The 14264-nt window shown below is 75.7% G+C and carries 15 protein-coding genes; 3 read left to right on the top strand and 12 right to left on the bottom strand.

All coding sequences use genetic code 11. From position 1 onward, the window contains the following. Positions 1-5: 5 nt before the first annotated feature. Together ACQPYN_RS31505 and ACQPYN_RS31500 are read right to left on the bottom strand one after the other, a co-directional pair. Positions 6-767, bottom strand: a complete 762-nt coding sequence (locus ACQPYN_RS31505; protein ID WP_433031435.1) for an EI24 domain-containing protein — start codon at positions 765-767, stop codon at positions 6-8. A 17-nt stretch (positions 768-784) separates the two neighbouring features. Continuing rightward, entirely contained in the window at positions 785-1654 is an 870-nt protein-coding gene (locus ACQPYN_RS31500) for a LysR family transcriptional regulator (RefSeq protein WP_433031432.1), read from the bottom strand. Positions 1655-1724: 70 nt separating this feature from the next. On the opposite strand from ACQPYN_RS31500, the gene ACQPYN_RS31495 reads away from it, so the two are divergent. Both ACQPYN_RS31495 and ACQPYN_RS31490 read left to right on the top strand, forming a co-directional pair. Beyond that, entirely contained in the window at positions 1725-2084 is a 360-nt protein-coding gene (locus ACQPYN_RS31495; protein ID WP_433031429.1) for a nuclear transport factor 2 family protein, read from the top strand. Between the two features lie 64 nt (positions 2085-2148). Then, positions 2149-3033 (top strand): ABC transporter substrate-binding protein, encoded by an 885-nt coding sequence (locus ACQPYN_RS31490; protein WP_433031427.1) that lies wholly within the window; start codon positions 2149-2151, stop codon positions 3031-3033. Here the strand turns inward: ACQPYN_RS31490 and ACQPYN_RS31485 are convergent. Genes ACQPYN_RS31485 through ACQPYN_RS31460 form a run of 6 tightly spaced genes read right to left on the bottom strand, consistent with a single transcriptional unit; the run spans position 3017 to position 6701 of the window. Further along, entirely contained in the window at positions 3017-3598 is a 582-nt protein-coding gene (locus ACQPYN_RS31485) for a TetR/AcrR family transcriptional regulator (RefSeq protein ID WP_433031424.1), read from the bottom strand. The genes ACQPYN_RS31490 and ACQPYN_RS31485 overlap by 17 nt on opposite strands. Beyond that, entirely contained in the window at positions 3595-4005 is a 411-nt protein-coding gene (locus ACQPYN_RS31480; protein WP_433031421.1) for a VOC family protein, read from the bottom strand. The genes ACQPYN_RS31485 and ACQPYN_RS31480 overlap by 4 nt, the downstream gene beginning before the upstream one ends. 58 nt (positions 4006-4063) lie before the next feature. Next, positions 4064-4522 carry a redox-sensitive transcriptional activator SoxR gene (gene soxR, locus ACQPYN_RS31475; protein ID WP_433031418.1) on the bottom strand — a complete coding sequence of 153 codons (459 nt, stop codon included), beginning with the start codon at positions 4520-4522 and terminating at the stop codon, positions 4064-4066. After that, on the bottom strand, positions 4519-5061 hold the full coding sequence (locus tag ACQPYN_RS31470; protein WP_433031416.1) for an NADPH-dependent FMN reductase: 543 nt from the start codon (positions 5059-5061) through the stop codon (positions 4519-4521). The genes soxR and ACQPYN_RS31470 overlap by 4 nt, the downstream gene beginning before the upstream one ends. Before the next feature lie 29 nt (positions 5062-5090). Continuing rightward, positions 5091-5480, bottom strand: a complete 390-nt coding sequence (locus ACQPYN_RS31465; protein ID WP_433031413.1) for a hypothetical protein — start codon at positions 5478-5480, stop codon at positions 5091-5093. Between the two features lie 24 nt (positions 5481-5504). Further along, entirely contained in the window at positions 5505-6701 is a 1197-nt protein-coding gene (locus ACQPYN_RS31460; RefSeq protein ID WP_433031410.1) for a DUF2786 domain-containing protein, read from the bottom strand. A gap of 202 nt (positions 6702-6903) precedes the next feature. Here ACQPYN_RS31460 and ACQPYN_RS31455 point away from each other — a divergent pair, with 202 nt between their 5' ends. Continuing rightward, a complete protein-coding gene (locus ACQPYN_RS31455) occupies positions 6904-11469 on the top strand; it encodes an AAA domain-containing protein (protein ID WP_433031407.1) in 4566 nt (1521 codons plus the stop codon). A gap of 96 nt (positions 11470-11565) precedes the next feature. On the opposite strand, the gene ACQPYN_RS31450 is transcribed toward ACQPYN_RS31455, so the two are convergent. The 4 genes from ACQPYN_RS31450 to ACQPYN_RS31435 are packed head-to-tail and all read right to left on the bottom strand — an operon-like array spanning position 11566 to position 14207. Next, positions 11566-12630 (bottom strand): EcsC family protein, encoded by a 1065-nt coding sequence (locus ACQPYN_RS31450; protein WP_433031404.1) that lies wholly within the window; start codon positions 12628-12630, stop codon positions 11566-11568. Between the two features lie 35 nt (positions 12631-12665). Continuing rightward, the gene (locus tag ACQPYN_RS31445; protein WP_433031401.1) at positions 12666-13250 is read right to left on the bottom strand and encodes a hypothetical protein; all 585 of its coding nucleotides are present in this window, start codon (positions 13248-13250) and stop codon (positions 12666-12668) included. Next, positions 13247-13774 (bottom strand): DUF3558 family protein, encoded by a 528-nt coding sequence (locus tag ACQPYN_RS31440; RefSeq protein ID WP_433031397.1) that lies wholly within the window; start codon positions 13772-13774, stop codon positions 13247-13249. Before ACQPYN_RS31440 ends, ACQPYN_RS31445 begins: the two co-directional genes overlap by 4 nt. 19 nt (positions 13775-13793) lie before the next feature. After that, positions 13794-14207, bottom strand: a complete 414-nt coding sequence (locus tag ACQPYN_RS31435) for a hypothetical protein (RefSeq protein ID WP_433031394.1) — start codon at positions 14205-14207, stop codon at positions 13794-13796. Positions 14208-14264 lie beyond the last annotated feature (57 nt).

The following is a 14264-nucleotide window of genomic DNA, read 5'->3' as shown; positions in this document are numbered from 1 at the left end:
GGTGCTCACGGCCCACGCGGCGCGCTGACGGTCGACGGCTCGCCCCGCAGCTCGCGGGCGAGCAGGGTCGCCGCCGCCGCACCGGCCGGGATGGCCAGGATCGCGACGAGCGGGATCGCCGCGAGCAGGTACGTCGGGATCCCGACGCCCCAGGTCAGGAGCCGGCGGGACCGCAGGAGCCGCCGGCGGCCTCCGAAGTCCAGCCCGCGACGCTGCAGCGCCGGCGCGGTCAGCTCGATCATCAGCAGGCGGCCGCCGACGAGCGCGGCCCCCACCGGTGCGAGCACCGGCCCGACCACCGGGATCAGACCGACGAGGAACAGCGGCACCGCCGCGAGCACCGAGAGCCCGATCAGCAGCAGCCCGTCCCGCACCCCGCGCAGGACGGCGCCGGCCCACGAGCCCGGCGGCGTGGGCACCGCGCCCAGCTCCTCGTCGACGGTCTCGGAGAGCTTCTCGTAGAAGGGCCCGCCGACCGTCAGGGTCACCGCCACGAAGGTGACGACGGCGGTGGCCCCCGCCGCGGCCACGATCGCGACGCCGGCCGCGAGGCGTGCTGGCGTTCGGGCCGTCTCGGACCACCCGTCGGCGAACGGCGTGATCCCGGCCGCCAGGTCCGGCAGCCACACGCCGAGCGCGACCAGCGCGCCGACGTAGAGCACCGACACGATCAGCGCCGGCACGGCGCCCAGCGCCAGCAGCCGCGGCGACCGGAACACCGTCGCCGCGCCCCGGACGAACAGGCGTACCCCGAGCAGCAGGTCCACCCGTCCGATTCTGTCGGCTACGCGATCCACTCCCGAGCCCGGGCGAGCAGCGCCCGGGCCGCCGGGCTCAGCGGCGCGTCCCGGCGCCGGGCGAGGTCGATCCGTGCCCGGACCTCGGGCACCAGGGGCGCCACCCGCACGTCCTCACGCCCGGCGACGGCGGGCTCGGGGACGATCGCGACGCCGAGGCCCTGCACCGCGAGGTCGAGGAGCACTGCCGGCGAGCCCGCCTCCAGTGCCGGCGTCAGCACGACCCCGGCGTCCTCCGCGGCGCTGTCGAGGGCCGCGCGGACCCCCGCCCCGCGCGGTAGTGCGATCACCGGGTGCTCGGCGAGCTCGGCCACCGTGACGGTGTCGCCGAGCGGGTTCCCCGGCGGCAGCACGGCGACCAGCGGGACGTCGAGCACGACGTCGACGTCGAGGTCCGCGGGCGGGTCGCCGTGGCGCCCGACCCACGCGAGGTCGAGGTCGTGGCGGCGCAGCCCGTCGAGCAGCGCGTCGGTGGCCGCCTCGACCAGTCGGATCTCCACGCCCGGGTGGGTCCGGTGGAAGTCGCCGAGGAGGCCGGGCAGGTCGACGACCCCGCCGCCCCGCACCATGCCCACCGACACGCGGCCGCGCACGAGGCCCGCGAGCTCGTCGGCGGTGTCGCGCACGGCGGCGACCGCGGCCAGTGCGGCGCGCGCGTGCGGCAGCACGGCCTCCCCGGCCGGGGTGGGACGGACCCCGCGCGCCGAGCGGTCGAACAGCACGTGCCCCAGCTCGCGCTCGAGGCGCGCGATCTGGGCGCTGATCCCCGGCTGGGCGACGTGCTCGCGCGCGGCGGCGCGCGTGAACCCGCCCTCCTCGGCGACGGCGACGAGGTAGCGCAGCTGGTGCAGCTCCATAAGCATCAGTTGTAGCAGGGAGCGTCGACAGCTCTTCGACTTCTGGGGCGTCCGGACCCAGGCTGGGTCCATGACCACGACGACGCACCGCACCCCCGCCGACACCATGACCGCCTACTTCGACGCGTGGCAGCGCCGCGACGCCGAGTCCCTGGACGACGTCCTCGCCGACGACGTCGTCTTCGACGGCCCGATGGGCCACGTCGAGGGGCTCGAGGACAACCTCGCGAGCCTCCGCGGCCTGTTCGGCATCGTGACCGCCGTGACGATCCGGCAGGTCTTCGTGGACGGACCGGAGGTCGCGACGATCTACGACCTGCACACCACCGCGACCGACGCCCCGATGCTCACCGTCAACTGGGCGCACGTCGTCGACGGCCGGGTCACCCGCATCCGCGCCGTCTTCGACCCCCGCCCGCTGCTGGGCTGACCGGCCCAACGTGAGCGAAGTTCCCGGCTATAGCCGGGAACATCACTCACATAGGGTCGGCCACGTGCGGATCGCCTCGCTGCTGCCGGCGGCCACGGAGATCGTCGGCGCGCTGGGTCTCGCCGACGACCTCGTGGCCGTGACTTTCGAGTGCGACCGGCCTGAGGACGTGCGCGCGACCCGCCCCGTCGTCGTCGACACCGCCCTCCCGGCGGGCCTGACGCCCGCGGAGATCGACGCGACGGTCCGCGAGCGGGCCGCGCAGGGGCTGCCGCAGTACGCGCTCGATCGCGAGGCCCTGCGCGACGCCGCGCCCGACCTCGTCCTCACCCAGGACCTCTGCCGTGTGTGCGCGCTGCCCGCGTCGACGGTGGCCGAGGCGCTCGGCGCCCTCGACCTCGACGCGACCGTGCTGACCGTCGACCCCCACACCCTCGACGAGGTCCTCGACGCGATCGCCGCCGTGGCCCGCGCCGCGGACAGCCCGGCGGCGGGCGAGGCACTGGTCGCCGAGCTGCAGGAACGCCTGCACGCCGTCGACCAGGCCGTGAAGGATCGACCGCGGCCCCTGGTGCTCGCGCTTGAGTGGGTCGACCCGCCCTTCCTGCCCGGGCACTGGGTGCCGGCGATGGTGCGCCGGGCGGGCGGGGAGCCGCTCGCGGGGATCGACGGCGGGCGCAGCGTCGCGACGACCTGGGACGAGGCCCGCGCGCACGCCCCGGACGTCGCGCTCGTCGCGCCCTGCGGGTTCGGGCTGGACGACGCCATCGCGCAGGCGAAGGCGGTGCGGGCCGAGCTCCCCGGCGTACCGCTCGTCGCCATCGACTCCGCGTCCTACGTGGTCCGCGCCGGCCCGCGGCTGGTCGACGGGATCGAGGCCCTGGCCGCCGCGCTGCACCCCGACGCCGTGCCGGCACCCCCGCCGGGCCGGATCACGGCTCTCGGCTGAGCACCGCCGCCGCGAGCCGCTCGGCGACGGCGCCGGCGTCGGCCGGGTCGCCGAGCGCCCCGGGCAGCGTGAGCTGGTCGAGGATCAGGCCCTCCATCGCGTGGTGCAGCAGCGCGACGGCCTGCCGCCCACCCGGTGCCCCGGCCTGCTCGTGGAACGCCACGTCGGCCTCGAAGCGCGCCCGGACCGTCGCGGTCAGCGACTCGCGCAGCGCCGGCCGCCGGGTCGCCTCCAGCCGCAGCTCGAGCAGCGCCACGTAGACCTCCCGGCGCGCGAGGACCCGCTCGAGCAGGCGGCGCATCACGGTCGGGGTCGGGTCGCCGCCCCGGGCGGCCGCCAGCTCGGACTCGTCGGGCTCGAGACGGGTGTGGATCCGCTCGCCGAGCTCGGCGAGCAGGGTGTCCCGGTCGGCGAAGTAGTTGGTCGCCGTACCGGTGGCCAGCCCGGCACGGGCGTCGACGGCGCGGAACGTCAGCCCGCGCGCGCCCTGCTCGGCGAGCACGGCCAGTCCGGCGTCGAGGAGCTGGTCGCGACGCTGCGGATTGCGGGGCGGGCGGGCCGTCACGACGCGGACGTGAACGCGGCGAGCCAGGCCGGATCGGGCGCCGTGGGCTGGACCAGCTCGACGCCCGTGCCGGCCGGATCGCGCACCAGGCACCGGCGCTGGCCCCACGGCTCGTCACGCGGCGCCACGTCGACCGGCACGCCGAGCTCGACGAGCCGGGCGTGCTCCGCGTCGACGTCCTCGACGAGGAACGCGAGCACCACGCCGGCCACCGGCCCGCCCATCCCGGGGAGGGCGTGGTCGCGGTGGACGACACACAGGTCGAGGTCGTCGTGCTCGGGATGCCGCAGGCTCACGAACCACCCAATGTCCAGCGTCACCGCGAACCCGAGGACGTCGACGTAGAAGGCCCGGACCGCCGGGACGTCCTCGGCGTGGACACACACCCCGAGCGTGCTGAACCGCATGCAGGCCTCCCGACCACGTCAGCTGTCGTGGTCAAGCTAGCCACGACACATGACGTGGTCAACCCACGAGGCGACGCGGCCCCGGCCCGTCCTCGCCGAGGCGGTCGTGCGGGTTGACGAGGCCGCAACGGTCGATCGAGAGGCAGCCGCAGCCGATGCAGCCGGTGAAGTCGTCGCGCAGCTGCTCGAGACGCCGGATGCGGTGGTCGAGCTCCTCGCGCCACTGCGCCGAGAGCCGCTCCCAGTCGGCGCGGGTCGGGGTGCGCCCGTCGGGCAGCGAGTCGAGCGAGGCCCGGACCTCGGCCAGCGGGATGCCCACCCGCTGCGCGATACGGATGAACGACAGCCGGCGCAGCACCTCGCGGCGGAAGCGGCGCTGGTTGCCGGACGTGCGGCGGCTGGAGATCAGCCCCTCGCGCTCGTAGAAGTGCAGCGCGGAGACGGGGACGCCGCTGCGGTCGGCCACCTCGCCGACCGACAGCTCCTGGCCCGGGTACGGACGGGGGTGATCGCTCACGTCGGGCTCCCCACGGCGTGCTCGTCGCGGGCGCGGCGCAGGGTGCAGGTCCACCAGACGAGGGCGTCGAGCAGCACCGTCGCGGCGGCCTCCTTCTCGCTCTCCTCGCGCGGCCGGCCGCTGCCGTCGAAGGCCCCGGCCGCGCCGTGGAAGCTCACGGTGTCGCGCAGCCCGACGGCGTGGAGCTCGGCGAGCACCGGCCGCAGCTGCTCCACCGCGCGCAGCCCGCCGGACATGCCGCCGTAGGCCACGAACCCCACCGGCTTGTCCCGCAGCTGCCCCGACGTCGCGTCGATCGCGGTCTTCAGCGGGCCGGGGAAGCTGTGGTTGTACTCGGGGGTGACGACAACGAGGGCGTCCGCGAGCCCGACGCGCTCGGCGAACGACTGGTCGAGCCCGGTGTCGGCCAGGTCGACGACGTCCACGGAGAGCTCGGGGCGCCGGCGGGCACGATCGGCGAACCACTCGGCGACCACGGGTCCGAAGCGACCCTCGCGGACGCTGCCGACCACCACGGCGAGTCGGATGTTCTCGGTCATGATGCCGAAGGTAGAACCTCGACGATCGTTCAGGTCAAGGACGCGAGGAGGCGGACGGTCGCGACGGCCGCCTCCTCGGTGCGCACACCCTCCCGCTCGGCCCACGACGACACGGTGCCGCCGCCGGCGAGCTCGGTGCTGAGCCCGCCGGAGTCCGGAGCCGTCACCTCGGCGGTGACCGCGTCGCAGGCCTCGAGGACGCGGTCGCGGCGGCGGGCGAGGTGCTCGACGAGGACGTGGCGCAGCTCGGTGAGCGCGTTCTCGTCCCCGCCGGCGAGGTCGGCGGCCGTGCTGCGCAGCACGGCCTGCAGCGACTCGGGGGGCAGGCCCGGATCGTCGGGCCCGGCCTTCGCGTCGAAGCCCCGCTTCGCGTCGCGCCGCCGCTTCTTCTCGGCGCGTCGCTCGCGGTTCCCGGCCACGGGGGCATCCTGGCCTACCGGTGCCTACCCGGTGGCCAGCGCGTCGCGGCCCGGGGTGAGGCTGGCGGCGTCCGCCGCGGCGCGTCCCGCCGCCCAGCCCGCACCGTTGTTGACGCTGAACCGCCGGCGGGTGACGCGGGGGAACAGCTCGCCGACCGTGCGCTCGACGACCTCCGCCCGCGCGGCCAGCACGGGCAGCAGGCCCTCGCCCAGCTCGGCGCGGGCCTGCGCCTGGGCCTCGTGGGCGGCCGCGGCGAGCCGCTCGCCGATCCTCGTCGCGTAGGCGAGCAGGAACGCGTGGCGGAACGAGCGTGTCCGCGAGCGGGGCACCGTGCCGTCGTCGGCGACGAGCATCGCGCGGTCGGCCTGCACCAACAGCGACGTGACCAGCAGCTCGACCGTGGCGAGATCGGTGGCGTGCCCGATGACGGTGACCATGTCGAGTGCGGCGAGGCCGATCGCCCGGCACCGGTTGGCCGCGGCCACCTGGTGCACGAGGCTCGACTTCGCGCTGGCGTAGGGCGGGTCGAGCCAGAGACGCCGGGCCGCCGCCCGCGGGCCGGCCTCGGCGGCCGGGGTGACGAGGGCCTGCGCGAGCGCGTGGCGCCCCATCAGCTCCTGCGCCTTCGCCGAGAGCGCCTCGGCCTCCTCGGGGTACTCGGTCGACTCGGCCTTCGCCAGCAGCCCCCGGACGCGGGCGAGCACCCGCGCGTCGACCCCGTCCGTCGGCCGCGCCTCCTCCCCGAGCCGTGGCAGCGCCGGCAGCGAGCGCATCAGCCCGACCAGCGCGACCGCCGCACGCAGGGCGGCGTCGGGGTCGACACCCCGCACCGTGCTCCACTGCACCACCAGCGGCGTGTCCCGCGCGGCCGGCGTCGCGCCCAGGTCGGCGAGGTCGGCGTCGGTGGCCGCGTCGCCGCGGGGTCGCCGTGCCGCGGCCGCGCCGAGCACGTCGACGGCGAGCACGAGCCGCCCCGCGGGGAGCCGCCGACGCACGACCTCGGTGACGTCGCGGGGACCCCAGCCGTGCTCGTGCAACGCGTCCGCCGCGTCCAGCAGGGCGAGATCCGCCCCGGCCGACAGCGCCCGCGACCGTCCGTACCGCACCCGCAGCATCTCGGCGTTCTGCCGCTCGGCCCGGGCGTCCACGGCCGCGAGGCCGGTCAGGAACCGTGCGACCTCGGCGGGGTCGTGGGCGTCACGTGCCTCCGTCGTTCCCATGGCGTCCTCCTCTCGGGTCGGTCACGGGGTTCGACGGGCGCGGGGCCCGCACGGTTCCCTCGAGTTCCGCGGCACGGTTCGCGGCATCGTTCGCGGCACGGTTCCGGACAAGGACGGGCTCACGTGCCCGCACCTGCACCGGGATGCGATTGTGGTCCGCCGGAGGATCGAGCACGCGGGCGGAGGGAGCGAGGTCGTGGCCGTGCCGCAGGAACCGCTCCGGATCGCGAGCGGATCGTCCGATGTCACCCGTCCCGAGCACGACCCCGCCCTGCGCGACCGGGTCCAGCGCCTGGTCGAGGTGCTGCGACGGGTCGCCCTCGCGCGGGCCCGCCCCGTCCGCCACACCCGTCACCACGTGGGCGAGCTCGCCCTCGTCGACGTGGCCGACCAGAGCGCGGTCCGGCGGCCTTCCGAGGCCGGCGACGAGATCCTGCGCGCCTCCGCCGAGGGCCCGATGCGGGCGACGTTCGACGCGCTGTTCGACCTCATGCGCGCGGCGGCGGACCAGCCCGAGGCCGTCGAGCTCGTCCTCGCCGGCGGCCTGCTGCACGCGCCCGACCAGGACGTCCGGGTCCACCTGCTCGCCCGCCCGGTGCGCATCGAGCACGACGGCGACGAGATGGTCGTGACGCTCGCGGGCGACGCCGCGCGCTGGGAGCACGAGGAGCTGCTGGCCGGCACCGGGCTCGTCGACGACGCCGCGCCCGGCGAGGACGTCACCCCCGCGTCGCCGCTGGACCCCGACCTCGTCGCCGCCCTCGCCGGGTGGGCCGACCGGCACCTGCGGGTCGAGCACACCCGCGGCGACGACTGGATCGCCCCGACCGGGCCCGGCACCACGCTGGTGCCCGCCCCCGCGCTCGTCGCCCGCCGGCGCGGGGCCGCGGCGCTGCGGACCTTCTACGACGCGATCGTCGCCGATCTGGCCGACACGGAACGGCCCCTCCCGGTCGGCCTCGCCCAGCTGGTCGAGGCGATCGAGCCCGCCGACCGGGCCGCGTGGCTCGCGCGCACGGGGCACGACGAGGCGCCCGTCGTCGACCCGCTCTTCCCGCTGCCCGTCGGCGCGGCGCAGGGCCGGATCCTCAGCAGGCTGGGTCGCGACTCGGGGGTCGTCGTCGAGGGGCCGCCCGGCACCGGCAAGACCCACACGATCGCGAACCTGCTCTGCGCGCTGCTCGCCGAGGGCCGCCGCGTGCTCGTGACCAGCGAGAAGGCGCAGGCCCTGCGCGTGCTGCGCGACAAGCTGCCGCCGGAGATGCGCGACCTGTGCATCTCGCTGGCCGAGGGGCCCGACGGCGGCGACCCCGGGCTCGGCGCGGGCATCGCGGGTCTCGAGGCGCGCAGCACCGAGTTCGACCCCGACGAGGCCGACCGCACGATCGCCGAGCTCGTCGAGCGCCGCGACGCCCTGCGCGCGGACCGCGACGCCGCGGTGGACGCCACGGTCGCCGAGCGCGCGGCCGAGACCTCGGTGCAGCGCGACCTCGGGCCCGGCATGACCGGCACCCGCACCGAGGTCGCCCGTCGCGTGCTCGCCGCCCGCGGGCAGGACGGCTGGCTGGCCGACGTCCTCGGGCCGGACGCCGACCTCCCGATCGAGCCCCCGCTGAGCGCCGAGGAGTTTGCCGAGCTCCGCGCCCTGCTCGCCACCGAGACCCCGGCCCGCCGCGAACGCGCCCGCCAGGTGCTCCCGCCCCCGGTGGAGCTGCCGCCGGAGAGCCACGTCGCCGACCTCGCCGAGACCGTCACCCGGGGCTTGGACGCCACCAGCGGCGACGCGGGCGAGGTCGTGGCCGCGCTCGGGCGCCTGCCGTCCGAGGCGGCCGCGCACCTCCCGACGGTCAGCCGCCGGGTGGCCGACGCGCTCGCCGAGCTCGAGGACACCGGCGAGGACGCGGAGTGGGCGCACGGGGTCGCCGACGCGGTGCTCTCCGGGCGCGCCGGGCACCTGTGGGGTCGTGCGGTCGACGGGCTGCGCGCGGTGGACGCGGTGCTCGACCACGACCGACGTGCGGGACCCGCCCAGGTGCGGGTCGACGACGGCGTCGATCCCGCGGCCGCCGCGCCGGTGTTCGAGCGTTTCGCGGCGTTCCTCGCCGACGGCGGCACGACGAAGAGGCTGTTCAAGCCCGACGAGCAGAAGGCCGTCGAGCCGTACCTGTCGTCGATCCGCCTGCAGGGCGCCCAGCCGTCCACGGTCTCCGGCGCCACCGCCGTCGCCCACCACCTGCGGATCCTCGAGATCACCGACCGGCTGGCCGAGGGCTTCGCGCCGCTCGGCCATCCCGTCCGCCGCGCCGAGCACCGCGCGATGCTCGTCGAGCAGGTCCTCGCCCTGCGCGCGACCTGCCTGGCCGTCGGCAAGGTCCTCACCTCGGCGGTCGACGTCCGGCGCCTGCTCTCCGCCCTGCCCCCGGCCGAGCGCCCGCGGGTGGACTCGCTGGCGCGGCTGCAGGTGCTCGCCACGCTGAGCCTCGACGTCGACGACACCCGCGCCGCCGACCTCGCCCGCAGCGAGCTGGAGGAGGTCGTCGAGCGCGTCCAGGGCGGCGTGCCCCTCGCTCGTCAGGCGCCGGAGCTGATCGCGGTGCTCGAGGCCCTGCGCCGCCGTGACGCCGACGCCTACGTCGACGCGGTGCTCGCGGTGGAGGCGGCGCACGACGAGGCGCGTGATCAGCGGCGCGCCGACGCCCTTGGCGAGCGCCTCGACCGCGCGGCGCCCGGGGTGCTCGCCCTGCTGCGCGCACACGCGGGCGAGGCGTGGCCCGAGCGCGAGGCGCGTTTCGACCGGGCGTGGGCGTTCGCGCGGGCCGCGGCGCGCGTGACGCGGTGGGCCGCGGCCGAGGACGCCCTGGACCGTCTCGCCGACCTCGATGTCGAGCTCGCGCGCGTCACGGCCCGGCTGGCGGCGGCCCAGGGGTGGCGGGCGTGCCTGTCCCGGATCACCGCCGAGCAGATGCGCGCGCTGCAGAGCCACCGCGCGTCGGTGTCCGCCGTGGGTCGGGGCACCGGGCGCTTCGCCGACCGCTACCGCACCGCGGCCCGCGAGGCGGTCGCCGTCGCCCGCGACGCCGTGCCCGCGTGGGTGATGCCGATCCGCGAGGTCCTCTCCGCGGTCGAGCCGTGGCCGGACGCGTTCGACGTGGTGATCGTCGACGAGGCCAGCCAGGCCGACCTGACCAGCCTCTTCCTGCTCTGGCTCGCCCCGCGCGTGATCGTCGTCGGCGACGACCGGCAGTGCACGCCCGCCGACGTCGGCGTCGGCTCGCTCGAGCCCGCGTTCGCGCGGCTGGAGACCGACCTGCCCGAGGTGCCGTTCTACCTGCGCAGCCAGTTCACCCCGCGGGCGAGCGTGTTCTCGGTGTTCCGGGCGACGTTCGGCCCGCCGATCCGGCTGCGCGAGCACTTCCGCTCGATGCCCGAGATCGTCGGCTGGTCGTCGCAGGAGTTCTACTCGGGGCCGGGTGAGGGGGACATCCCGCTCGTGCCCCTGCGCCAGTTCGGCGCCGACCGGCTCCCGCCGCTGCGGGCGACGTTCGTGCCCGACGCGACGGTGCGCGGCCAGGGTTCGTCGCTGGCCAACGACGCCGAGGCGGCCGCGCTCGTCGACGCCGTCGCGCGCTGTGCCGCCGACCCGGCCTACGCCGGCGCGACGTTCGGGGTCGTCGTGCTGCAGGGCCACGGGCAGGTCGAGCTGATCGAGGGCCTGCTGCGCGAGCGGCTCGGGGTCGACGAGTGGGAGACCCGGCGCCTGCGGGTCGGCGTCGCCGCGGACTTCCAGGGCGACGAGCGCGACGTCGTCTGGCTCTCGATGGTCGTCGCGCCGGGGCACCGCCTGGTGTCGCTGACCGCCGAGCGCTACCGCCAGGCCTTCAACGTCGCCGCGTCCCGGGCCCGCGACCAGATGTGGCTGTTCCACTCGGTCCCTGCCGAGGACCTCGCCCCCGCCGACCTGCGCCGCAAGCTCCTCGAGCACGTCACTGCGATCGAGCCCGACGGGTCCGCCGGCGCACCGGAGAACCGCCCGGCGCCCGCCCTGGTGGACCGCGACCACCGCCACCCGGCGTTCGGGAGCCTGTTCGCGCAGCGGGTGTTCGCCGACCTCTCCGCGTCCGGGTTCGCCGTCGTCCCGCAGGTCGAGGTGCACGGGCGCACCCTCGACCTCGTCGTCACCGGGGCGAACGGGCGGCTGGCGGTGGTGTGCGACGGCGACGAGCACCGGCGCGCCGCGACCCGCGCCGACGTCGAGGCCGAGCACGACCTGCGGCGGTGCGGCTGGCCGGTGGTCCGCGTCGCGGAGTCCCGCTACGTCACCGACCCCGAGGCGGCGCTGGCCCCGGTGCTCGAGGCGGCCGCCGCCGCGGGCATCACGCCCTCGGCGCCGACCGGGCCGCTCGCCGTCGTCGAGTCCGCGCCCGGCGACCACACCGAGTACCGGCCGCGGCGCGGGCGCTCCGGGCGCGCCGTGCTGGGCGAGGCGGTGCCGGAGACGCTCGAGGACCTGGTCGACGACCTCGCCGCCCAGGGCTTCCCGCCCCCGCGCCGCGAGGCCCGGGTGCACGACCCGCGCGGGGGCGACGTGCTCACCGACGCCGCGGCCCTCTGGCCCACGGGGCTCAGCCGGCGCGCCCTCGCCCCGCCGGTCGTGCTCGACCCCGACCTCACCGAACCCGCCCAGGACCGCCTGCGCGCCCTCGGCTACCAGGTGTTCACCTCCGTCGCCGACATCCGCGCCCACCTCGGGGAGTCGACGGAGCGTTAGGAGCTTCGTGTCAGCGGAGGCGCGTCGCTGACACCCGGTGTCCGTATTCTTCCGTCGATCACCGCGGGCACTCGGGCCGCGAGGTAGCGGGTCCGGTCACGCGCCCGCGAAGATCTCGTCGCCCTCGTCGTCGGCGTCGTCGCCACCGTCGTCGGGCTCGCCGTCGACGTAGGGCCGGTAGGTCGCCGGGTCGAACGGCAGGTCGACGCCGAACGGCAGCTCGTACTTGTCGTGCAGGAAGCGCTCGCGGTAGAGGTGCTCGGCGGTGTCGACGACGGTGGCCAGCAGCCGCGCCGAGAGCACCGCCCCGACCCCGATCCCGAGCACGGGCACGAGCTGCGCGAGCTCCTTCTGCCCGATCTGGGCCAGCAGGCGGTTGTACACGGCCTGCCCGAGGCGCTTGATCTGCGCCTGCTGCTGCTTGCGCTTCTGGTTCTCCTCGGTCTTCGCCGTGATGAGCTCGCTGAGCTCCTGGTACGCGCCGGGAGCGTCCTCGTCGGACGACAGCCCGACCGCGAGCACCGCCAGCGCGATGATCTGCTCGGAACGCTTGGTGACGTCGTAGCCGTAGTAGGCCGCGACGTGCGCGACGGCCCGCGTGCAGGAGGCCACGGTGACGAGCGTGTCGCCGGTGAAGGTCGCCACCGTCACCGCGATGCCGGGCAGGCTGCCGATGCCGGCGCCGTTGGTCCCCCCGGCGGCGGCGGTGATTCCCGCGCCGGACAGGAAGCCGGTGACCCCGCCCTGGATGCCCGCGAACACCGTGTAGCCGATGTCCAGCCGGGGCATCGCCGCCTCGACCTGGGCGATGTCGAGCTTGCGGATGTCCTTGAAGTCGGTGACGTCGTGGCCCTGCGCCCGGAAGTCCTCGAAGACCGACTCCCGCCGCAGCGTCGCCGCGCCCGCACCCGCGCCCGCGGCGGCGAGCTGGTGCATCATCCCCTGGACACTGTCGTCCACCTGGGAGACGCCGGGGACCCGACGCAGGAACGACGTGATCTCCCCGCGGACGCCGGCGAGGCCGTTGAGGACCGGGCTGAGCATCCCGGACGAGCTCTGCAGCGACCGGTCCTTCCACTGGGCGACCTCGCGCCAGCGCTCCACGTCACCGGGAGACACGTCCGGTGTCGGCGCTGCGGTGTCCTCGGTCGTCGCGGTCACGTGCGGGACGTTACCCACCGCACGAGCATCCGACCTCATCCCCGAGGTGACGGACGGATGTCGAGGCCTCCGTCCGGGTGGTAGCGGACGAGGGCGTCGGCGGCGTCCGGCAGACCCTCCTGCACCGCGAGCGCCTGCTCGCGGTGTTGCCAGGCCTCGCGGTGCGGTGCGTAGAGCGGCCAGTCCTCCCGCTCGCGCAGCCGCCGCTCGCGCTCCTGCGGGGCGGCCTCGACCCACACCGTCAGCGCCTGGTGCGCCCGCAGCACCCGCGCTCCCGCCCCGCAGCCCTCGAGGACGACGACGGGTCCGGGCAGCGGGCGCTCCGTCTCCGCGCCCTCGCGGTCGTGGTCCCAGTCCCACGGCCTCCACCGGGGCGTGCGCCGCTCCCGCAACGGTGCGACGAGCCCGTCGGCTGCGCGCGCCGGGCCCTGCGCGAGGCCGTCCCAGCCGGGATAGAACTCCTCGATCGAGACGACCTGGATGCCTTCCCGGCGACCGAGCGCCTCGGACAACGCCGTCTTCCCGGCCCCGGAGAAGCCGTCGATGCCGACCAGGATCGTGTCGCCGGCCGAGGGCGGGAGCGACGCGAGAGAGGCGGCGAGCTCGTCGATCGACGTCACCGGGCAGGAACGGTCGGTATGCCGGCGAGAACGAGCTCAACTGCTCGCTGCGCCGCCACGCACGGAGGGGAGTTGACCGGGTCCGACAGCGAGTACCAGGTCGTCTCCAGAGCCTGGCCGCGCGTGACGCCCGTCGTGATCGTGCATACCGCGGCCCCGGGAGCCGTCTGTTGGTAGACGACCGGGAGGTCGGAGATGACGTCAGGCCGGAAGACCGCGAGCTGTCGTGTCCGGTAGGTGTCCACCAGGAGATCCCGATCGGGCCAGGGCGCGAGGCTCAGGGTCTGCCGGCGCTCCCTGTCGTTCCATGAGCACTGACGGGCGCCAGGCAACTCCACGATGCGCGCAGAGGTCGCCAGCAGTCCGAGGGACCGGAGCTGTTCCGGAGTCAGAAGCCTCTGGCAGGGGTTCTCGGCGGCGAGATGGAGGTCGCGGGAGGACGGCGGGATCGGGGCGCCATGACGATTATCCGCGGGGGGAGGCGCTGGTCCAGGACTCGAGCACGCGGCGGCGACCAGCACCATCGCGAGGACCGTGAGGTAGCTAGCTCTGGGCATCGAGTTCGTCGCTGTTCCGCGCGTCCGTGTTCTCGTAACGACTCAGGGCCGCATGGATTGCATCGACGTACTGCTGAATCTGCGTGGCGCCGGCGTCCAGCGCCGCGATGAAGGACCCGTTGCCGCCGACTGCCGCGATTCCCAGCATCGTCGCCGCATCGGCACTGACCTGGTCGGCCGAGGGCGGCGTCACCTTCCCGAGCGCGAACGCCTCGTCCCGGATGTTCAGGAGCTCGATCTTGGCCTCCTCCAGCTCCCGGATCGCCCGGGGAGCATTGGCCAGGTCCACCGCGAAGTCCCCGCCCCCGACCCCGGGCGGCCGATACCGCTCGACGACCCGGCCGTCGAACAGCGCGGTGGGGCTGTCGGCCCGGAGCGGCGGGGGGTGGGGCTCGGTCATCGGGCCGTCCTTCCGCTCGCCGCACCGGTCGCGGATCACGGTAGCGAGATCCTCACG

This window comes from Actinomycetospora sp. CA-053990, from assembly GCF_050948445.1.
Taxonomy (GTDB): domain Bacteria; phylum Actinomycetota; class Actinomycetes; order Mycobacteriales; family Pseudonocardiaceae; genus Actinomycetospora; species Actinomycetospora callitridis.
Note: the sequence above shows the minus strand (reverse complement) of the source record. Positions and strands in the feature narration are given on the sequence as shown.

Excerpts from the sequence above, each read along its gene's own strand:
- ACQPYN_RS31500 (WP_433031432.1), bottom strand. The coding sequence starts at position 1,654 with ATGGAGCTGCACCAGCTGCGCTACCTCGTCGCCGTCGCCGAGGAGGGC.
- ACQPYN_RS31495 (WP_433031429.1), top strand. The coding sequence starts at position 1,725 with ATGACCACGACGACGCACCGCACCCCCGCCGACACCATGACCGCCTAC.
- ACQPYN_RS31480 (WP_433031421.1), bottom strand. The coding sequence starts at position 4,005 with ATGCGGTTCAGCACGCTCGGGGTGTGTGTCCACGCCGAGGACGTCCCG.
- ACQPYN_RS31470 (WP_433031416.1), bottom strand. The coding sequence starts at position 5,061 with ATGACCGAGAACATCCGACTCGCCGTGGTGGTCGGCAGCGTCCGCGAG.
- ACQPYN_RS31460 (WP_433031410.1), bottom strand. The coding sequence starts at position 6,701 with ATGGGAACGACGGAGGCACGTGACGCCCACGACCCCGCCGAGGTCGCA.
- ACQPYN_RS31440 (WP_433031397.1), bottom strand. The coding sequence starts at position 13,774 with ATGGTGCTGGTCGCCGCCGCGTGCTCGAGTCCTGGACCAGCGCCTCCC.
- ACQPYN_RS31435 (WP_433031394.1), bottom strand. The coding sequence starts at position 14,207 with ATGACCGAGCCCCACCCCCCGCCGCTCCGGGCCGACAGCCCCACCGCG.